The organism is Streptomyces sp. NPDC045470 (genome assembly GCF_040646595.1).
Classification (GTDB): Bacteria; Actinomycetota; Actinomycetes; order Streptomycetales; family Streptomycetaceae; genus Streptomyces.
The window spans coordinates 22,802-42,323 of record NZ_JBEZAN010000008.1 but is presented as its reverse complement, the minus strand read 5'-3'; the positions used below and the strand labels follow the sequence as shown (position 1 = coordinate 42,323).

The 19,522-nt window shown below is 71.9% G+C and carries 19 protein-coding genes and 1 pseudogene; 13 read left to right on the top strand and 7 right to left on the bottom strand.

Translation table 11 applies throughout. The features are described from left to right. The first annotated feature begins 245 nt into the window (after window positions 1-245). The 6 genes from AB0A97_RS22700 (at window position 246) to AB0A97_RS22675 (ending at window position 8,814) form a co-directional block, all read left to right on the top strand. Window positions 246-1,901: an ATP-binding protein gene (locus AB0A97_RS22700; protein WP_361153378.1), complete on the top strand. Its 1,656-nt coding sequence runs from the start codon at window positions 246-248 to the stop codon at window positions 1,899-1,901. A gap of 26 nt (window positions 1,902-1,927) precedes the next feature. Next, window positions 1,928-3,415, top strand: a complete 1,488-nt coding sequence (locus AB0A97_RS22695) for a bifunctional glycosyltransferase family 2/GtrA family protein (protein WP_361152808.1) — start codon at window positions 1,928-1,930, stop codon at window positions 3,413-3,415. Then, the gene (locus tag AB0A97_RS22690) at window positions 3,412-5,616 is read left to right on the top strand and encodes a glycosyltransferase family 39 protein (protein WP_361152805.1); all 2,205 of its coding nucleotides are present in this window, start codon (window positions 3,412-3,414) and stop codon (window positions 5,614-5,616) included. The genes AB0A97_RS22695 and AB0A97_RS22690 overlap by 4 nt, the downstream gene beginning before the upstream one ends. Before the next feature lie 116 nt (window positions 5,617-5,732). Next, window positions 5,733-7,349 carry an MFS transporter gene (locus AB0A97_RS22685; protein ID WP_361152803.1) on the top strand — a complete coding sequence of 539 codons (1,617 nt, stop codon included), beginning with the start codon at window positions 5,733-5,735 and terminating at the stop codon, window positions 7,347-7,349. Between the two features lie 43 nt (window positions 7,350-7,392). Next, complete coding sequence (locus tag AB0A97_RS22680) at window positions 7,393-8,274, top strand: TetR/AcrR family transcriptional regulator (RefSeq protein WP_361152801.1); 882 nt, start codon at window positions 7,393-7,395, stop codon at window positions 8,272-8,274. Between the two features lie 303 nt (window positions 8,275-8,577). Then, window positions 8,578-8,814: a chaplin gene (locus AB0A97_RS22675; protein ID WP_361152799.1), complete on the top strand. Its 237-nt coding sequence runs from the start codon at window positions 8,578-8,580 to the stop codon at window positions 8,812-8,814. Between the two features lie 99 nt (window positions 8,815-8,913). Here the strand turns inward: AB0A97_RS22675 and AB0A97_RS22670 are convergent, their stop codons facing one another. The 4 genes from AB0A97_RS22670 to AB0A97_RS22655 form a co-directional block, all read right to left on the bottom strand. Continuing rightward, a complete protein-coding gene (locus AB0A97_RS22670; RefSeq protein WP_361152796.1) occupies window positions 8,914-9,771 on the bottom strand; it encodes a YceI family protein in 858 nt (285 codons plus the stop codon). 211 nt (window positions 9,772-9,982) lie between these two features. Continuing rightward, window positions 9,983-12,547, bottom strand: a complete 2,565-nt coding sequence (locus AB0A97_RS22665) for an MFS transporter (protein ID WP_361152794.1) — start codon at window positions 12,545-12,547, stop codon at window positions 9,983-9,985. Window positions 12,548-12,558: 11 nt separating this feature from the next. Beyond that, entirely contained in the window at window positions 12,559-13,032 is a 474-nt protein-coding gene (locus AB0A97_RS22660; protein WP_361152792.1) for a MarR family transcriptional regulator, read from the bottom strand. A 227-nt stretch (window positions 13,033-13,259) separates the two neighbouring features. Next, window positions 13,260-13,964: a TetR/AcrR family transcriptional regulator gene (locus tag AB0A97_RS22655; protein ID WP_361152790.1), complete on the bottom strand. Its 705-nt coding sequence runs from the start codon at window positions 13,962-13,964 to the stop codon at window positions 13,260-13,262. 64 nt (window positions 13,965-14,028) lie between these two features. Here AB0A97_RS22655 and AB0A97_RS22650 point away from each other — a divergent pair, with 64 nt between their 5' ends. The 3 genes from AB0A97_RS22650 (at window position 14,029) to AB0A97_RS22640 (ending at window position 16,300) form a co-directional block, all read left to right on the top strand. After that, on the top strand, window positions 14,029-15,540 hold the full coding sequence (locus AB0A97_RS22650) for a monooxygenase (RefSeq protein WP_361152787.1): 1,512 nt from the start codon (window positions 14,029-14,031) through the stop codon (window positions 15,538-15,540). A gap of 77 nt (window positions 15,541-15,617) precedes the next feature. Continuing rightward, window positions 15,618-15,971 (top strand): RidA family protein, encoded by a 354-nt coding sequence (locus AB0A97_RS22645; protein ID WP_361152785.1) that lies wholly within the window; start codon window positions 15,618-15,620, stop codon window positions 15,969-15,971. Window positions 15,972-16,078: 107 nt separating this feature from the next. After that, window positions 16,079-16,300, top strand: a complete 222-nt coding sequence (locus AB0A97_RS22640; protein ID WP_361152782.1) for a hypothetical protein — start codon at window positions 16,079-16,081, stop codon at window positions 16,298-16,300. A gap of 191 nt (window positions 16,301-16,491) precedes the next feature. On the opposite strand, the gene AB0A97_RS22635 is transcribed toward AB0A97_RS22640, so the two are convergent. After that, on the bottom strand, window positions 16,492-16,668 hold the full coding sequence (locus AB0A97_RS22635) for a hypothetical protein (RefSeq protein ID WP_361152780.1): 177 nt from the start codon (window positions 16,666-16,668) through the stop codon (window positions 16,492-16,494). 435 nt (window positions 16,669-17,103) lie between these two features. Here AB0A97_RS22635 and AB0A97_RS22630 point away from each other — a divergent pair, with 435 nt between their 5' ends. The 4 genes from AB0A97_RS22630 to AB0A97_RS22615 are packed head-to-tail and all read left to right on the top strand — an operon-like array spanning window position 17,104 to window position 18,283. After that, the gene (locus tag AB0A97_RS22630; protein WP_361152777.1) at window positions 17,104-17,397 is read left to right on the top strand and encodes a winged helix-turn-helix domain-containing protein; all 294 of its coding nucleotides are present in this window, start codon (window positions 17,104-17,106) and stop codon (window positions 17,395-17,397) included. A 15-nt stretch (window positions 17,398-17,412) separates the two neighbouring features. Beyond that, the gene (locus AB0A97_RS22625) at window positions 17,413-17,769 is read left to right on the top strand and encodes a GntR family transcriptional regulator (protein WP_361152774.1); all 357 of its coding nucleotides are present in this window, start codon (window positions 17,413-17,415) and stop codon (window positions 17,767-17,769) included. After that, window positions 17,717-17,917 (top strand): GntR family transcriptional regulator, encoded by a 201-nt coding sequence (locus AB0A97_RS22620; protein WP_361153376.1) that lies wholly within the window; start codon window positions 17,717-17,719, stop codon window positions 17,915-17,917. The genes AB0A97_RS22625 and AB0A97_RS22620 overlap by 53 nt, the downstream gene beginning before the upstream one ends. Before the next feature lie 54 nt (window positions 17,918-17,971). Beyond that, entirely contained in the window at window positions 17,972-18,283 is a 312-nt protein-coding gene (locus AB0A97_RS22615; protein WP_361152772.1) for a hypothetical protein, read from the top strand. Window positions 18,284-18,358: 75 nt separating this feature from the next. Here AB0A97_RS22615 and AB0A97_RS22610 read toward each other — a convergent pair. Both AB0A97_RS22610 and AB0A97_RS22605 read right to left on the bottom strand, forming a co-directional pair. Beyond that, a pseudogene (locus tag AB0A97_RS22610) lies at window positions 18,359-18,915 on the bottom strand (Uma2 family endonuclease). Between the two features lie 133 nt (window positions 18,916-19,048). Then, a complete protein-coding gene (locus AB0A97_RS22605; protein ID WP_361152770.1) occupies window positions 19,049-19,498 on the bottom strand; it encodes a MarR family transcriptional regulator in 450 nt (149 codons plus the stop codon). Window positions 19,499-19,522 lie beyond the last annotated feature (24 nt).

The following is a 19,522-nucleotide window of genomic DNA, read 5'->3' as shown; positions in this document are numbered from 1 at the left end:
CGATGGTGGTACGGGCGCGGAGTGCTGGTTCGCCGACTGCCGGACGGGCGTCGGGTGCCGGTCCGCCGGGGGCGGTAAGGGCGGCGGGCGTTGGCCCGCCGATCGCCGGGCGGGCGGCGGGTGCTGGTTCGCCGACTGCTGTCCGGGCGAGCGGCGGGGCCGTTCCCACCGGACCGCGTGTGCACCGGCACCGGCGTCCCCGGCAGTTCAGGCTGCGGCCGCGGCGGTGGAGTCTGCGGACTCGGCTGGTGGTGTCGGCGGTTCTGCTGATCGCGGTGGTGTGCGCGGTGATCGGTACGGTCACCGCCATCGCGCTGCACTCGTACCTCCAGAATCAGCTCGACGGCAAACTGCGCGAGTCGGCCCAGCACTCCGTCGGCCGGCAGGGTGACTTCACCGGACACCGTGACCTCGGGTTCATCGCCGGTCCCGGCCAGCCGATCGGCACGGTCGGGGCGCGGCTCTCCGCCGAGGGTGACATCACCGCCGCCGCCCGCAGTATCGACGCGCGCAACCCGCTGCCCGCGCAGAACCTGGTCACGCTGACCGACGAGCAGAAGCAGGCACTGGCCGCCGTGCCGCGGGACGGGCGCCCGCACACCGTCTCCCTCCCCGACCTGGGCGACTACCGCGTCGAATCGGCGCCGGACGACTCCGCGCTGGTCGGGCTGCCGACGGGCGAGGTGCAGGACGTCGTCACGCGGCTGGTCGTCGTGGAGGTCTGTGTGACCGCCGCGGGCCTGGTGGCCGCCGGTCTCGCCGGCGCCGCCACGGTCCGTATCGCGCTGTGGCCGCTGCGCCGGGTCGCCGCCACCGCCACCCGCGTCTCCGAACTGCCGCTGCACCGGGGCGAGGTGGCACTGCACGAGCGCGTCCCGGCCGCCGAGGCCGACCCGCGTACGGAGGTCGGGCAGGTCGGCGCGGCGCTCAACCGCATGCTCGGGCACGTGGGGTCGGCGCTCGCGGCCCGGCAGGAGAGCGAGACACGGGTCCGCAGATTCGTCGCGGACGCGAGCCACGAGCTGCGGACACCGCTGGCCTCGATACGCGGGTACGCCGAGCTGACCCGGCGCGGCCGCGAGCAGCCGGGGCCGGCCACCCGGCACGCCCTGGGGCGCATCGAGTCCGAGGCGGAGCGGATGACCGGTCTGGTGGAGGACCTGCTGCTGCTCGCCAGGCTGGATTCCGGGCGCCCGCTGTCGTACGAGTGCACCGATCTCGTGCCGCTCGTCGTGGACGCCGTCAGCGACGCCCGCGCCGCCGGGCCCCGCCACAAGTGGCGCCTGGAGCTGCCGGCCGACCCGGTGCCCGTACGGGCCGACGCCGACCGGCTGCACCAGGTCCTGGTCAATCTGCTGGCGAACGCCCGTACGCACACCCCCGAGAGCACCACGGTCGTCGCCTGCCTGCGGCGCGAGATGCCGATGCCGGGGGCGGGGCACTTCGTCCGGCTGGAGGTGCGGGACGACGGCCCCGGTGTGCCGCCCGAGCTGCTGCCGCATGTCTTCGAACGGTTCGCCCGCGGCGACGCGTCCCGTTCCCGTACGGGCCGCGGCAGCAGCAACGGGACGGGCGGGACGGGGGACTCAGGCAGCACAGGCAGTACAGGCGGTACAGGCGGTACAGGCGGCGGAGACGGTACGGGGAGTACCGGCGGTACGAACAGCACGAGCGCCCGTAGCAGCGGCAGTACGGGCCTGGGGCTGGCGATCGTGGAGGCCGTGGTCGCGGCGCACGGCGGCACGGTCGGGGTGGAGAGCGTCCCCGGGCGGACCGTCTTCCGGGTCCGGCTGCCCGCCGACGGACCGGCGCGCGGCACCACACGCGCCCCCCGGCATTCCCATGCGCCCCTTGAATACGCCCATTCACAGGCCGGGCACAGCGGCACCACACAAGGGTGACAGCGCACTCCGGAAGCGTCGGTGTCATGACGACGACACAGCCGGCCCACACCCCCCTGGGCTCCCTGCCGCCCCGTGAGCATCTGCGCCTCGGCCAGATCGACACGGTGCTCGATGTCGTGATCCCCGTCTACAACGAGGAGTCCGACCTGGAGCCGTGCGTCCGCCGGCTCCACGACCACCTCTCCCGCACCTTCCCCTACGGCTTCCGGATCACCGTCGCGGACAACGCGAGCACGGACCGCACGCCCGAGATCTCCGCGTCGCTGGGTGAGACGATCGACGAGGTGACGGCCGTACGCCTGGAGGAGAAGGGCCGCGGCCGGGCGCTGCGCACCGTCTGGTCCCTCTCCGACGCCCCGGTGCTCGCCTACATGGACGTCGACCTGTCGACCGACCTGAACGCGCTGCTGCCGCTGGTCGCCCCGCTCATCTCGGGCCACTCCGACCTGGCGATCGGCTCGCGCCTGGCCCGGAGTTCGCGGGTGGTGCGCGGCCCCAAGCGGGAGTTCATCTCCCGCTCCTACAACCTCATCCTGCGCGGCTCGCTGGCCGCCCGCTTCTCCGACGCGCAGTGCGGATTCAAGGCCGTACGGGGCGATGTCGCCGAGCGGCTGCTGCCCATGGTCGAGGACAGCGGGTGGTTCTTCGACACCGAGATGCTGGTGCTCGCCGAACGTGCCGGGCTGCGCATCCACGAAGTCCCCGTGGACTGGGTGGACGACCCGCACAGCACCGTGCACATCGTGCGGACGGCCACCGAGGACCTCAAGGGCGTGTGGCGTGTGGGGCGCGCGCTGGCGACCGGAGCGCTGCCGCTGGACCGGCTCGCGCGCCCCTTCGGCGACGATCCGCGCGACCGCGAGCTGGCGGGCGTACCGCGCGGGCTGGCCCGCCAGATCATGGGCTTCTGCGTGGTCGGCGCCCTGAGCACCCTCCTCTACCTCGGCCTCTACTCGCTCTTCCGGCTCGGCGTCGGGCCGCAGCCGGCCAACGCCGCGGCCCTGCTGCTGTCGGCCATCGGCAACACGGCGGCGAACCGCCGGCTGACCTTCGGCGTACGGGGCCGCGAGCGCGCCGTACGCCACCAGGCCCAGGGGCTCGTCGTCTTCGGCATCGGGCTGGCCCTGACCAGCGGATCGCTGGCCGCGCTGGACGCCGCGACCGGCGATCCCGCACACGGCACCGAGATGGCCGTGCTGGTGGCCGCGAACCTCGCGGCGACGCTGCTGCGGTTCCTGCTCTTCCGGGCATGGGTCTTCACGGACCGGGATCGGGACCGGGAGCGGGACCAGGACCGGGCGCGGAACGGTGGGGACGCCGTACCCGTACAGGACCGCCACACCGCCGTAGCGGACCGCCCCGCGGCCGTACGGGAACACCCCACCCCCGTACCCGACCACCCCACTCCCGTACCGGACCATCCCACCCCCGTAAGGAACCACCCCACCCCCGCGCCGGATGTCCCGCACCCCACCGCCGCACCGCACCACCCCGGCAGGAGCACCCGATGACCACGCACCACCCCCGCCTCACGGAACCGGCCGAGCCGTCCGGGCCCGGCGCCCAGGAGGCCGAGCCGCCTGAGCCGTCCGAGGCGCGCGAGCAGTCCGAATCCACCCAAGAGGGCGTCCGGGAGGCCACCCAGGAGACCCCCCAGGAGGCCACCCCACCACCACCCGACTCCCCCCGCTGGGCCCGCCCCGCCCTCGTCGCGCTGCTCCTGGCGTCCGCCGTCCTCTTCCTCTGGGACCTCGGTGCCTCCGGGTACGCGAACCAGTTCTATTCGGCGGCCGCCCAGGCCGGTTCCGCGAGCTGGAAGGCGCTCTTCTTCGGGTCCTCCGACGCCGCCAACTCCATCACCGTCGACAAGCCCCCGGCCGCTCTGTGGCCGATGGCCCTGTCCGTACGGCTCTTCGGGCTCAGCTCGTGGTCCATCCTGGTGCCGGAGGCGCTGATGGGCGTCGCCACGGTCGGGGTGCTGTACGCGGCCGTACGACGCCGTTTCGGCGCGGGCGCCGGGCTGTTCGCGGGGGCGCTGCTCGCCCTGACACCGGTCGCCGCGCTGATGTTCCGCTTCAACAATCCGGACGCGCTGCTGTGCCTGCTGATGGTCTGCGCCGTGTACGGCGTGCTGCGCGCGCTGGAGGACGCCCGTACGAAATGGCTGCTGCTGGCGGGTGTCTGCTTCGGTTTCGCCTTTCTGACCAAGACGTTGCAGGCGTGGCTGATCCTGCCACCGCTGGCACTCGTGTACGCGGTGTGCGCGCCCACGCGTCTGCGCCGCCGGTTCGGTCAACTGCTGCTCGGCGGGCTGGTGATGGTCGTGTCCGGCGGCTGGTGGGTCGCGATCGTCGAGCTGTGGCCGGCCGATTCGCGACCGTACATCGGAGGCTCGCAGAGCAACAGCTTCCTGGAGCTGACCTTCGGCTACAACGGGCTCGGCCGCATCAACGGCAACGAGACGGGCAGCGTCGGCGGCGGCCGCCCCGGCGGAGGCGGGGGAAGCTGGGGCGACACCGGCTTCACCCGGCTCTTCGGCTCCGACATGGGCGGCCAGATCGCCTGGCTGCTGCCCGCCGCTGCCCTCCTGCTGGTCGCGGGGCTGGTCGTGCTGCGGCGGGCCGGGCGGACCGATGCCGCGCGCGCGGCGTTCCTGGTGTGGGGCGGCGCGCTGCTGATCACGTTCGCGACGTTCAGCTTCATGTCCGGGATCTTCCACCAGTACTACAACATCGCGCTGGCCCCCTACATCGCGGCGCTGGTCGCGATGGGGGCGACGCTGCTGTGGCGGCGGCGGGACCGTACTGCCGCCGTGCTGGTGCTGGCGGGGACGGTCGCGGTGACGGCGGCCTGGGCGTACGTCCTGCTGGCCCGCTCGCCGCAGTGGCTGCCGTGGCTGCGGTGGTCGGTGGTGGCGGTGGGCGCGGTGGCGGCGCTGGGTCTGCTGCTGTCCGTACGGCTGGGCCGGCGGCTGGCCGTGGTGGCCGCGGGGCTGGGCGTCGCCGCCGGGCTGGGCGGGCCGGTGGCGTACGCGGCGAACACGGTCGCCACTCCGCACACCGGGTCGATCGTGACGGCGGGCCCGAAGGTCGAGGGCGCCGGGGGCCGGCGCGGCGGCATGATCATCGTCGGCGGGCCCGGACCTGACGGCAAGGGGAACACGGGAGGCCAAGGCGGCAAGGGGGGGCAGGGGAGCAGGGGAGGCCAGGGCGGCCCGCCGCCCGGCGGCCAGAGCCAAGGCCAAACCCCGGGATGGCAGGGCCAGGGCCAGGCCCAGCCCGGCGGCCCCGCCGGCCCCGGAGGCCGCACCGGCAACCCTTACAACACCCTGGGCGGCCTCCTCAACGGCCAGCAGGTCAGCGCCAAGGCCAAGGCCGCCCTCCGGGAGCACGCCGCCGACTACACCTGGGCCGCCGCCGCCATCGGCTCCCAGAACGCCGCCAGTTACCAGCTCGCCACCCAACTGCCGGTCATGCCCATCGGCGGGTTCAACGGCAGCGACCCCTCACCGACGCTCGAACAGTTCAAGGAGTACGTACGCCAAGGCAAGATCCACTACTTCGTCGGCGGGGGCGCGGGCGGCGGCTTCTTCGGGTCGAACGGTGCCCAGAAGTCCACGTCGGCCGACATCACGAGCTGGGTCGAGAAGAACTTCAAGAAGGTGACCGTCGGAGGTACGACGCTGTACGACCTGACGAAACCCGCCTCGTGACGTAGTCGAGAACGCCCGACCGTGCTCCCCGATAAGGAGATGTACGGCGTATAGCACTCCCTGTACGGTGTAGATGTCCCGCTGATCCGCTCGATCACTCCGTACAGGGAGCCTGTATGTCCTCCGTGGCCTCCGGCGCCACCCCACCCCTGAGCCCGGCCCGCAATCCGACCCGCTGGCTCATCCTCGCCGTCATCTGCCTCGCGCAGCTGACCGTCCTGCTCGACAACACCGTCCTGAACGTCGCGGTCCCCTCGCTCACCGAGGAGATGGGCGCGACCACCGCCGACGTCCAGTGGATGCTCAACGCGTACTCCCTGGTCCAGTCCGGCCTGCTGCTCACCGCCGGCAACGCCGCCGACCGGTACGGCCGCAAGAAGATGCTCGCCGCCGGCCTGGTGCTGTTCGGCGTCGCCTCGCTCGCCGCCTCCCTCGCCCAGTCGCCCGGCCAGCTCATCGCGGCCCGCGCCGCCATGGGGGTCGGCGGCGCGCTGCTGATGACGACCACGCTCGCCGTCGTCATGCAGATCTTCGACGACGCCGAGCGCCCGAAGGCCATCGGCATCTGGAGCTCGGTGAACTCGCTCGGCTTCGCCGCCGGGCCGCTGATCGGCGGCACGCTGCTGGCCCACTACTGGTGGGGCTCGCTGTTCCTGATCAACATTCCGGTCGCGCTCATCGGTTTCGTCGCCGTGCTGCGGCTCGTCCCCGAGTCGAAGAGCTCCCACGGGGACCGTCCCGACCTGGTGGGCGCGCTGCTCTCCATGATCGGCATGGTCGGTGTGGTCTTCGCGATCATCTCCGGTCCCGAGAGCGGCTGGCTCTCCGGCCGGGTGCTGATCTCCGCCGCGGTCGGCGTCGTCGGCCTCGCGGTCTTCGCGCTGTGGGAGCTGCGCATACCGAACCCGATGCTGGACATGCACTTCTTCCGCAACAGCCGGTTCATCGGCGCGGTGTCCGGCGGCATCCTGGTGGCGTTCGGCCTGGGCGGCTCGATGTTCCTGCTCACCCAGCACCTGCAACTCGTCCTCGGGTACGGGCCGCTGGAGGCCGGACTGCGGATGGCGCCGCTGGCGCTGATGGTCGTCGCGCTGAACTTCACCGGTCTGGGCGTCAAGCTGCTGCCCAAGCTGGGCACCCCCGGCATGATCGTGGTCGGGATGAGCCTGCTCGCCGGCGGGCTGACCGCCATCGCGACCCTCGGGAGCGACAGTTACGGCGGCATGCTGCTCGGGCTGCTGCTGATGGGCGTCGGTGTGGCGTTCGCGATGCCCACCATGGCCAACGCCATCATGTCGTCGATCCCGGTGGAGAAGGCCGGTGTGGGCGCGGGCGTGAACGGCACACTGATGGAGTTCGGCCAGGGCCTGGGCGTCGCCGTCCTCGGCGCGGTCCTCAATTCCCGCTTCGCCGCGCTGCTGCCCGCGGTCGCGCTGGGCGCCGGTTCACTGCCGGCCGCGCTGGCCATGGCCCGTACGGACGCGGACCGGGCGGCCGTCCACGACGCGTTCGCCTCCGGCATCGGCACCAGCCAACTGGTGGGCGCGGCCGCCGTCTTCCTCGGCGGCCTGCTCGCGGCGTTCCTGCTGCGCCGCGCGGAGCGTGGGGGGCCCGTCGCCGGTTCCGGCGCACCCGCGTCCGCCGCCCCGGGAGCCGAACCGGAGGCCGAACCGGAAGCCGCCCCGGGAGCCGGACCGGTACGCCCGGGACCGGCCGCCGCCCGGCCGGAATAGCATCGACTCCGTACCACTGCGTGAACGAAAGGGAGGGCGCGAGATGGCAGCCACTTCGAGTCGCGCCGGGAAACAGCCGAAGAGTGTCTGGCTGACCGAGCGCCCCCCGGTGAAACGGAAGGCGGACCAGCCGGCCGGACTGGACCTCGACAAGATCGTCGCGGCTACGGTCCGGCTGCTGGACGCCGAGGGCCTGGCGAAGTTCTCCATGCGGCGTCTCGCCGCCGAACTGGGTGTCACGGCCATGTCCGTCTACTGGTACGTCGACACCAAGGACGACCTCCTGGAACTGGCCATGGACGCGGTGGCCGGCGAGCTGGACCTGCCCGACGAGTCCGAGGAGGGGGCCGACTGGCGCGACCAGTTGCGCCACCTCGCCTTCGAGTACCGCAAGCTGCTGCTCGCCCACACGTGGCTGCCGAAGCTCCTGGGGGAGTACCTCAACTTCGGGCCGCGCTCGATGGCGTTCTCCAACGCGACGCTGCGGGTGATGGCGCGCAGCGGCCTGTCGAAGGAGTCGACGTCGGGCGCGCTGGCGGCGGTCTACCAGTTCGTCTACGGTTTCTGCAGCATCCAGGGCCAGCACCGGGCCCGCTGCCGGGCCGAGGGCACCACCCTGGACGAGTACTTCCACCGGGTCGTGGAAGCGGCGCAGGGCCATCCGCGGTTCGCGGAGACGCTGGAGCTGTCCGGCAACGGCACGTACACCCGCGAGGGCATGTCCGCCGAGCGGATGCTGGACGACGACTTCGCCTTCGCCCTGGAGCTCCAGATCGCGGGCATCGAGGCGATGCGGGAGCGGCAGCGGGCGGCGGCTGCCGCGGCCGCGGACCGCTCCGACGGTGCGGGGGACGCCGACGGTGCGGGCGACGTCGGCAGTACGGGTGACTCCGACAGTACGGACCAGGGCACCGCGAACCGGTAGCCCCGGCACCCGAGGTGGCCACGGCCCGGCACCCGAGGGCGGCCACGGCCCGGCACCTGAGGTCGGCTGTGGTCAGGCCCCCAAGGCGGCGCGCAGCCCGGCACCGAGGCGGCCCGCAGCCCGGCCCTCAAGGCCGGCCCCACCGCCCCTACCACTCCCCGCCTCACCCCGTGCTCCCCGCGCGTCCGAACGGATGAAGGGGCCCCGCCGAACGTGGGCATCGACGGGCGCGGCGGTTTTCGACCACCGCGCCGTGTCTACCTCTTATCTGATCATTTCTCAGCGCAGCGTAAGGAGCTCCACATGCGCGTTCGTACCACCATCAGCGCGGGTGTCCTGACCGTCGCGGCCGTCCTCGGCAGCGTCGGTACCGCCGTCGCCGACGCCGGTGCGGGGGCCAAGGTCGCCAACTCGCCCGGCATCCTGTCGGGCAACGCCATCCAGGTTCCGATCGACCTCGGCCTGAACCTGTGCGGCAACACCATCGACGTCATCGGACTGCTGAACCCCGCCACGGGCAACAAGTGCAAGACCAACTGACGGAACCCCCTGCACGACGGTGCCCCGCCCCTTGCGATGCAAAGGGCGGGGCACCGTCGCGTGCGGCCCCGGTCGGTCGGGGGGTGGGGCCGCGGGTCGTCAGGCCGTGGGCAGGGTCTCGCCCTGTACGGCCTGGATGTCCAGCTCGACGCGCAGGGTCGTGCCGATCGCCGCGATACCGGCGGCGACGACCTGGTTGTAGTTCATCTTGAAGTCCTCGCGCCGCAGCTCCGCGGTGGCGTTGAAGGCCGCCCGCACGCCGCCCCACGGGTCGGGGCCGGTGCCGAGGTAGCTCAGGTCCAGGTCCACCGGGCGGACCACGCCGCGCAGCGACAGGTCGCCGTGCACGGTCCAGCGGTCCGGGCCGGCCGGCTCCAGGCCGGTGCTGACGTAGGTCATCTCCGGGTACTGCTCGACGTCGAGGAAGTCCCCGGTCCGCAGGTGCCCGTCGCGCATCCCGTTGCCGGTGTCGATCGAGGCCGTCTTGATGACCGCCCGGACCGACGACTTGTCCAGGTCCTCGGCGATCTCGATGCGGCCCGCGAAGTCCAGGAAGCGGCCGTGCACGCTGGTGATGCCCAGGTGCTGGGCGGTCGCCGCGACCGTCGAGTGCATCGGGTCGATGGTCCAGGCGCCGGGCGGCGGCAGCTCGGCCCCGCCCTGGCGTGCCAGCGTCACGTTGCCGACGTCCATCCGGCCGCTGGCCGTGACGATCGCGCTGGAGGCGACCGGCGCGTAGCCGACAGCCGTCACGATCACGGTGTACGGGCCGGGGGCCAGCGGCTGCGTGTCCCGTACGGCACCGTCCTCGTCGGCCGCCGCGCGCAGCACCTGGGTGCCGGTCATGTCGGTGACGGTCAGCACCGCGTGCTGCACCGCCCAGCCGTCCCGTGTACGGACCTGTGCGCGTACGCCCGCGCCGTTGGCCGCTCCCGCTGCCGCGCCCGTCGAAGTCATTCCCACTCCCGTTCTTGCCTCTCACATGTCGGGCTCCGGGCGGCGGCACGCAGGCCGTCCCCTGCCTGTGCGCGTACCGCCGCCGGAGCCCTGGGGTCCGGTCCGTGCTGCCTCTCCGCTCAAAAGGACAGCGGACCGGGGTTCGTGCGCCCCGGGGTGAGCCGGGGCTCCCGGGGGCCCGCCGCCGTGCGGCCGGCCCCCGGGCCCGGGATCACTCGCCGGGGTGGGCGAGCTCGACGTCGTAGCCGTCGACCCCGCGCGCGTCGACCGTCAGGCCGTTGGCGACCGGCGGGTAGCCGCTCGCGATGACCGTGTAGTCGCCCGCGTCCAGGTCGGTGAAGGCGTACGCGCCGTCCTCACCGGTGGTGGAGGTGGCCACGACGTTGCCCGCCGCGTCCACGAGCGTGACCCGCGCGTCCGGCAGCGGACGCCGGTCGGCTCCGGCCCGTACGACGCCCTGTACCCGGGCGCCGGCCAGCAGCTCGATCTCCATCCGGGTGGTGCCCTGCCCGCCGACCTCGACCGGCAGTGCCGTCGGCCGGAAGTCGGCCGCGTTGACGGCGACGGTGTAGGTGCCGGGGGCCAGCTCGTCGAAGGAGAAGAAGCCCTCCTCGCCGGTCTTGCCGGTGGCCAGCACCTCGCCCCGCACATCGGTGACCACGACCATCGCGTCCGTCACCGGCTCGCCGGTGACCGCGCTGCGGACCTGGCCGCCCAGGCCGCTGGTGCCGCTGAGCAGGATGTCGTAGGCCAGGGCCTGCTCGCCGACGACGACCGTGGACGCCTGCGGCTGGTGGCCGTCGGCGGCCGCGATCAGCACGTACGAACCGGCGCCGGGGGCGTTCAGTACGTACGAGCCGTTGGCCTGGACCACCGAGCGGCCCAGTTGGCTCCCGCTGAGCGAGATCAGCGTGACCGCGGAGTTCGCGACCGGGTGGCCCTCCGCGTTGCGGACCGAGCCGTGGATCGCCGGACCGGCCGGGACCTCGTCACCGCCGCCCGCCGAGGCGTACGCCGCCAGCGGCTGGGTGGTGGCCGACGCGGACGGCTGCTGCGCCCAGGAGGGCGCCTGGCCGTCGTCCTGGCCCACCGGGGCACCGGCGCCCACGAGGGCGGGCTCCGGCTGCGGCGCGACCGCGGCGGCGCCGGTGGCGGCCGGAGCCGCCTCCGTCTCGCCCGCCTGGGCCAGGCCGCCGCTGGTCTTCAGCGCGACCTCCTTGATGAACAGCGTCACCAGGAAGGCGAGCAGCGCGCACGGAGCGGCGTACAGGAAGACGTCGGCGACGCCGTGCCCGTAGGCACTCTCCATGATCGTCCGGAACGGGGCCGGGAGGGCGTCCAGGTCCGGGATGCCGCCACCGCCGCCGGCGCCGCCCTGCGCGAACTTCGCCGCGGCCTGCGGGCCGAGCTCCTGGACGCCGTCCTTCACGTAGTGCGTGACGCGGTTGGCGAGCACCGCACCGAGCGCCGAGACGCCGACCGCACCACCGAGGGAGCGGAAGAAGGTCACGACGGAGGAGGCGGAGCCGAGGTCCTTCGGGGCGACCTGGTTCTGCGTGCAGAGCACCAGGTTCTGCATCATCATGCCGATGCCGAGGCCCATCAGCGCCATGAAGATCGCGATGTGCCAGTACTCGGTGTCGTACCGGATGGTGCCCAGCAGACCGAGGCCCGCGGTCACCAGCACGCCACCGGAGACCAGCCAGGCCTTCCAGCGACCGGTCTTGGTGATGATCTGACCGGAGACGGTCGAGGAGATGAACAGACCACCGATCATCGGGATCGTCATGATCCCGGACATGGTCGGCGACTCACCGCGCGCCAGCTGGAAGTACTGGCTGAAGAAGACGGTGCCGGAGAACATCGCGATACCGACGAACAGCGAGGCCAGCGAGGCGAGGGTGATCGTCTTGTTGCGGAACAGCCGCAGCGGGATGATCGGCTCGCTCGCCCGGGACTCGACGAACACGAAGATCGCGCCGAGCACGATCGCGCCGCCGACCATGGCGAAGGTCTGGCCGGAGATCCAGTCGTACTTGTCGCCCGCCAGGGTCACCCACACCAGCAGCAGCGAGACCGCGGCGCTGATGAAGAAGGCACCCGCCCAGTCGACCTTGACGTCCCGCTTGACCACGGGGAGCTTCAGGGTCTTCTGGAGGACGATCAGGGCGATCACCGCGAACGGCACGCCGACGTAGAAGCACCAGCGCCAGCCCATCCAGCTGGTGTCGGTGATGACGCCGCCCAGCAGCGGGCCGCCGACGGTGGCGACCGCGAAGGTGGCGCCGATGTAGCCGCTGTAACGGCCGCGCTCCCGCGGGGAGATCATCGCGGCCATGACGATCTGGGCCAGCGCGGACAGACCGCCCACGCCGATGCCCTGGACGACACGGCAGGCGATCAGCATGCCGGAGTTCTGCGACAGACCGGCCACCACCGAGCCCGCCACGTAGATCACCAGCGCGACCTGGACCAGCAGCTTCTTGCTGAACAGGTCGGACAGCTTGCCCCACAGCGGGGTGGTCGCGGTCATCGCCAGCAGCGACGCCGTGACGACCCAGGTGTAGGCGCTCTGGCCGCCCTTGAGGTCGTGGATGATCTCGGGCAGCGCGTTGGAGACGATCGTCGAGGACAGGATGGCGACGAACATGCCGAGCAGCAGCCCGGATATCGCCTCCATGATCTGACGGTGCGACATGGGCGCCCCGTCGGGAGCCGGGTGGCCCCCGTGCTTGGCGTGGCCGCCCCGCACACCGGATGGTGTGGTCGTAGCCATGTAGTTCCTTTTCATTCCGCGGGTGTGCGGGTGGTGGGTTCGTGATGCGCCCGGGTCCGGCAGTCGCCGAAGCTCGTACGGAGCCTGGCGAGCAATTCGTTGAGACGGCCGACGTCGCTGTCGGACCAGTCGTCCAGATACCGGGCGAGTGATGCTGTGTAGCGCTCGGAGAGCTCCGTGAGGAGCGACCGGCCGCTCGGCGTCAGGCGCAGCAGCCGCGACCGCTTGTCCAGCGGGTCGGGCTCGCGCTCGATCCAGCCGCGCTCGGCGGCGTGGGCCACGTGCCGGCTCGTGACCGACATGTCGATCGCGAGCAGCTCCGCCAGCTTGCTCATCCGCATCTCGCCGTACCGGTCGAGCAGCGTGAGCACACCGGCCGAGGCGGGCGGGCAGTCGGGCGGCAGAATCCGCCCCATCTCACGCTTGACGGCACCGATGGCACTGAGCTGCCGGGCCAGCTCCTCGTACTGACTCTGAGCGGCCATGGGCACCTCCGCACTTCTTCTTTTGTTGCCTTGAGCAACCGTAGAACCACTTGGTTGCTGAAGGCAAACGATTTCGGGGCGAGGAAGGTAAAGGAACCCAAAAGGTTGGCAAGATCAACGGTCAAGGGGATCGGGTGGGGGTGTAAAGGCGCAGGTGGGGGCGGGTACTGCCGCCCCCACCTGAACGGAGCGAGGGCTCCGGCCCTCGCTGTACCGCCGTGCCTGCACTACTCCGCAGGGGTGGCCGCCGACGGCGCCTGCCGCGCCCGGAGCCCCTCGACGATCAGGTCGAGCCCGAACTCGAAGAGGCCGGTGAAGTCTGTGCTGGTGAGGGTGGGGAGGGTGGCGCCGAGGTGGGGGTATGTCCCGGCGGTCACCGCGTCGCGGAGTGCTCCTGCGTCCTCGGTGCTCTCGTCCTGCGCCTGGAGGGCCGCCTGCTCCTCCAGCGTGTGGCCCACGGTGTAGTTGACCACCGTGTAGAGCGCCCGGACCGCCGCGTCGTCGCTGAAGCCCGCCTCGCGCAGGACGCCCACGAGCGCGTCGGCGAAGCCGAGGACGCTCTCGCCGGTCGCGTGCGTACCCGCGAAGACGCGGGCGCCGTCGCGGTGGGTGAGCAGGGCGCTGCGCGCGGCGCGGGCGAGGGCGGTCAGCCGCTCACTCCAGTCGCCGCCGTCCGCCGTGGCCGCCGATGCGGTGACGGCAGCCTCGGCGGCGCCCTCCATCATCCGCTCCGCCATGGCGGTGAGCAGATCCTGCTTGGTCGCGAAATAGCGGTACAGGGCGCCGGCCTGTACGCCCATCGCGTCGGCGAGCCGACGCATGGTCAGTGCGTCGAGGCCCGATCGGTCCAGCAGGTCGAGGGCGGTTCGCAGGGTGCGTGTGCGGTCGAGCCGGGCGGGGCGGCCGCGAGCCGGGGTTGACGGGGAGCTCATGACCCTCACTATAGTGAACGCTGTTCACGTGAACGTTGTTCACTAAATAGGGAGGGTCACTCCGATGAATGTTGATGTGGCTGTCGTGGGCGCGGGCCCCACCGGCCTGCTGCTCGCCTGCGAACTGGCGCTGGCCGGCGTACGCACCCGCGTCTTCGAGCGCCGTACCGAGCCGCAGCGCGACTCGCGGGCCCTGAGCCTGCACCCGCGCAGCGTGGAGCTGATGGACCAGCGCGGACTGCTCGACCGTTTCCTCCCGCTCGGCCGGCCCGTGCCCGGCTGGCACTTCGCCCAGCTCCCCACCCACCTGGACTTCTCCGTACTGGACTCCCGGCACGGCTACACGCTGTTCCTCGCTCAGGCGCACACCGAGGCGCTGCTGGCGGAGCGCGCCCGGGAGCTGGGCGTCGAGATCGAGCGCGGTCACGAGGTCGCCGGGATCGGCCAGGACGGCGACGGGGTCGATCTGAAGGTGCGTGGCCGGGACGGGAGCGTTGCGACGATACGGGCCCGTTACGTCGTCGGCTGCGACGGCGGCCGCAGCGTCGTACGGCAGTCCGCCGGAATCGCCTTCCCGGGTACGGACGAAACCCTCACCGGCGTACTCGGCGACTTCGCGGTCACCGACCCCGCCGCCCTCGACGCCGCCCGCGAGCGGGGCGTACTGGTCGCCCCGATGGAGGACGGCATCGTCCGGCTCGTCCTCATCGACCCGGAACGGATGCGCGTGCCGGCCGGAGAGCCCGTGACCCTGGAGGAGTTCCGCGAGTCCCTGACCCGGCTCTGCGGTACCGACTGCGGTGTCGCCGAACCCCGCTGGCTCTCCCGCTTCGGCAACGCCACCCGGCTCGCCGAGAGCTACCGCGCGGGCCACGTCCTCCTGGCGGGTGACGCCGCCCACATCCACTTCCCCGCAGCGGGCCAGGGCCTCAACACCGGCCTCCAGGACGCCATGAACCTCGGCTGGAAGCTGGCCGCCGAGGTCAACGGGTGGGCCCCGCCCGGCCTGCTGGACACGTACGACGGGGAGCGGCGGCCGGTCGGGCAGTCGGTCACCGAGAACACCGAGGTCCAGACCCTGCTGGCCGAACTGACCCTCGTACCGCGGTATCAGCGCCCCGCCGCGGCCCTGCGTGCCCTCTTCGACGAACTCCTCGGCATGTCCCAGGTCAACCGCACCCTCGCCGCCCGGGTCTCCGCCCTCGGCACGGCCTACCCGCCGACCACGCCCGGCGCCGATCCGCTGGTGGGGCACCGGATGCCGGACATCGGCCTGGCCGCCGCCGGGTCGGAGGCGGTACGGGTGTACGAACTCCTCCCGGCCGGCCGGTACGTCCACCTCGACCTCGCGGGCGACGCCCCGGGCCTCGGGTCGGCGGTCGCCGCGGGCTGGGGCGCCCGCGTCACCCCCGTCACCGTCACCACTCGGGACACCCACCCCGACCTGGACGGCGTCACCGAGATCCTCGTACGCCCCGACGGCCACGTGGCCTGGGCCACCCGTACCACCGACATCCGCGCCCGTCAGGCCGAACGGCACGAGGCGCTCACGGCCTGGGCGGGTGCGCCGTCGTGAACCCCAGGCCCCGAGAGGGCAGCGCCGTCACACCCCCACAACGCCTCAATCCGTCCGCCCTACCCGACCCGGCACCCTTGATCAGCCAAGTCGTCGTCACCGAAGGCGTCCGGCTGGCGCACCTGTCGGGGCAGGTCGCCTGGGACGCCGACGGACGGCCCGTCGGACCCGGCGATCACGCGGCCCAGGCCGCCCAGATAGCCCGCAACCTGGATACGGCCCTCGCGGCGGTCGGCGCCACCCGGGACGACATCATCAAGGAAACCGTCTACGTGGTGGACTACACCCCCGCCCTGCTCCCTGAGATCTTCGCCCCGCTGCGAGCGGGCACCACCAAGGCACCGGCGAGCACGCTGGTGGGCGTCGCCGCCCTCTTCGCACCTGAGTACCTGCTGGAAGTCGAAGTGGTAGCGGCATTGCGCACACGGTAGGGCCCGTGGAGCCCGGGGCCGGTGGAGCGGATCGCCGGGCGACTGTGCTGTGACGCACGAGGCCCAGGGGTGTGCCGCTCATGCCGGGTTCGCTAGTGTCCTGGCCTATGGCGAACTACCAGCAGAACCCGGCCAACGGCCAGCAGGACCCGGCCGGCAGCACGCAGATGTTCCGCGCCTTCGTGGACGAGGGCGCCCCCCAGCAGTCCGGTGGCCGCCGGGCAGCGGCTCAGCAGCAGTCGTCCGGCGGCCCCCGCGTCGGCGTCGTCATCGGCGTGATCGTCGCGATCGCGGTCGTCGTCGGCGCGGCGTGGCTCGCCCTGAGCTGACGGCCGCTCCCGGCCCGCGCGTCCCGTACGGGGCCGGTCCGGCCTGACGTCCCCTCACCCGGCCGCCGCCAAGCGGCCGACGCCCCCCTTCCGCTCGCACCGCCCAGGCCGGGAACCCGCCGGCCTCGGCTGTCGGCCACCCGCAACGTGTCGTGCAGTGCCTCGACCAATCGATTGGCGAGAAAGCGCAGTTAACCGGCCGATGCGTCGGGTTCGCCCAGCATCGCCCCGGCGTGATCGAGCAGCTCCGTACCCATGTCGAGCTGTGCTGCCTCCATGTCGTCCGCGAACCGCGCCACGTAGCCGTCGCCGTCCGTCGACAGCAGACATCGCTTCCCGCCCTCCTGCGACCAGGGCAACAGGCGCATGCCCGGTACGGGCCCTTCCGGCGCGCTCGTACGGCGAACTCCCCGTGCATCGTGCGCATGCGCGCGAAGCGTCGAGCTTGCTGATCGCCGACCCGCACTTCGCAGGCGGTCAGGTACGGGCGTACGAGGGGGGCGTCGACGTTCAGGGGGGTGTCGAGCGGGTGGGAGGCGGCTCGTTCGCGCCTTGCGGTGGGGGAGGGGCGCAGGGGCGCGTGGGGGGCGTGAAGGGCGTGATGGGCGGCGGCGAGATGAGTTTCCCCGCCCATGCCGCCAGTCGAAGAATACGGTGACGCATGTCGGCGCTCCTTGCGCAGCGTTGGCCACGCCCCGGGAGTGGGCTAGCACTCGCCGGGGTCTACTGTCCGTGGCCCTAGTAGCCCTGCTGCCCCCTAGCGACCAGAGCTACCAAAGCGACCGAACTAGGCCTCGCATGCCATGTTGCAGTCTGCTGACCTTGGTCCTGTGATCGAATTTGCCCCTGACGTGCCGCGGTGGCGACAAGTCGCGCGGGTCATCCGCGAGCGCATCGAAGACGGCGTCTATCAGCCAGGAGCGCGAGTTCCCTCGGTGACGGAGATGCTGGACGAGTTCGGGATCTCCACGTCCACGGGCCAGAAGGTGCACCGTGGCCTCCGCGCGGAGGGCCTGATCTACACGGAGCCGGGCGTGGGGTCCTTCGTCTCCAAGGATCTGCCGAGGCAGCGCGACGAGGGCCCCGGCGGGGCGTGAGTGGTCGCCCTCACGATGAAGTTCGACCCGACGCGGCCCAAGTGGATGCAGATCGCCGAAGTGATCCGGGAGCGGATCTCCGACGGTACGTACGGCCTCGGGGAACGCGTCCCGTCGGTCCTCCAACTCGAGGAAGAGTTCGGCATCGCGGCTGTCACCGCCCACAAGGTGCACCGTGGGCTGCGGGCGGAGGGCTTGATCACCACCGAACCCGGTCTCGGGTCTTTCGTCTTGCGGCAAGCGGCGGCGGGAAACGAACAGGTGCAAGCAGCGTCCGCGCTCGAAGTGGGAGCAGGTCGCCGACGAACTACGGTCGCGCATCACCAGCGGTGCGTACCCGCCACGCCACCTGATCTCCGAGGTGAAGCTTGAGCAGGAGTTCGGCGTGGCGCGTGTGACCGTCCGGAAGGCCACCGCCGCGCTCCGGGAAGAGGGGCTGATCATCACGACACCCGGCACGGGGTCATTCGTGGCGGCCGAGGGAACGACCGGCGGGGGCCGGAGTCCCGAGAGGGAGTAGCCCGCCCGGTGGAAGTGGTGGTGACCAAGCCGCGCGGGCAGTCGTTCGTCGCTCGTGGACACGGCTCGAATCGGTACCGTACTGGGAGTCACCATCGCTGCGTACGCAAGCGGCCTCGCCGTCGCCGTACCGGCCTTCGCGGGAGGCGTCGGCGCCTTTCTCTCCCCGGCGTTCGGTACGCGTTGCGTCATCCAGGACACCGCGCCCCACGCCGTAGGCGCTGCCACGCGCGGTGCGGGAACCGGTGACGGCAACCTGGCCGCGCTCCCCTTCGGAGGGTCGGTCAACCAGTGCGGCGGCACCGACATCGCCGCCATCGATTTCCTGGGACGCATCGTCCAGTCCGGGACCGTGGACTGGAGCTGACAGGCACGGCTGTACGGGCGATCGGTCACCGGAGGGCCGGCGTGGTGCGTGGTGGTCCGCCGCCTGCCGTGCGGGTCACAAGACGCTGGTGTCCAGGTCCAGGGCGAACGGGTCCGGGATGTGCAGCGAGGCGCCGTACGGCAGCGGGCCGGTGATCCGGGTGCAACCGAGACGGCCCGGTTCGGCGAACAGGGTGGGGGCGCGTTGCTGGCGGTCCACGAGCAGGTACAGGGGCGCACCGTACTCGGCGGAGCGGCGGCGCTCGACGACGCGGTCGGTGTCGGCGTCGGAATGCGACGTGACCTCCACGACCAGCAGTGTCTGGTCGGAAAGAAGGGCGCCGGCGCCCTTGGCCGCGGCGGCCGGACGACGGCGAGGTCGGGTACGTACCAGTTGGGGGAGCCGGGCAGGCCGAGGCTGCCCGAGCCGATCATGCAACCGAGTTCGCGGGCGCGGGCGCGAACCCGGTCACGGAGGATGTCGGCGGTGGATCAGTGGTCCCAGGTTGGCGACACCGGCTCGATGATTCCCTCAATGACCTGGACCCGGTCGCCGCGAACATGCTGGACCGCGCACTTCAGGGCATGTTCTGGATAGACGCCGCGGCTGTGGTCGGCCGACTCGACGCTCATGTGCACATCCTCCCGGAGAGCGACGGGTGGCCACCTGGCCATTCAACGCCACCACCCGTCCGTAAGGTACGTCGAAGGCGGGCTCTCACCCGGCCGAGTTCGTACGGCACCGGGGCGGAGCCATGGGCGCGGGCTACTCGGCCCGGAAGGGAAACGGTCCCCCCGGGTCCAGCGCGCGCTCGCAGGCGGTGTCCAGGGCCGCCTTCTGATCCTGCCCCGCGGCCTTCAGGAACTCCTCGTCCAGCTCGGCGACGATGGCCCGGGCCCGGTCGAGCAGGGTATGGCCCTCGTCCGTCAGCTCCAGCCGCGCGCGGTGCCCCTGCCCCTGCAGGTCGCGCCGTACCGCACCCAGTTCCTCCAGCATGAGGACGGTGGCGCGCATGCTCTGGCTCGTCACGCCCGCGCGACGGGCCAGATCGCTGTACGACAGGTCGGGGTCGCGGGAGATGTGCCCGAGCGCCCCGAAGAGCCGCATCGACAGGCCGATGCCGGTAAGCCGCGTTTCCAGCCGCTCCTGCAGACGCCTTCCGGTGGCGATCACCATCATGACGGTCGACAGGGCACTCTCCGGCGCCTTGCTCACCTGTGACTCTCCCTACCGGTGTGC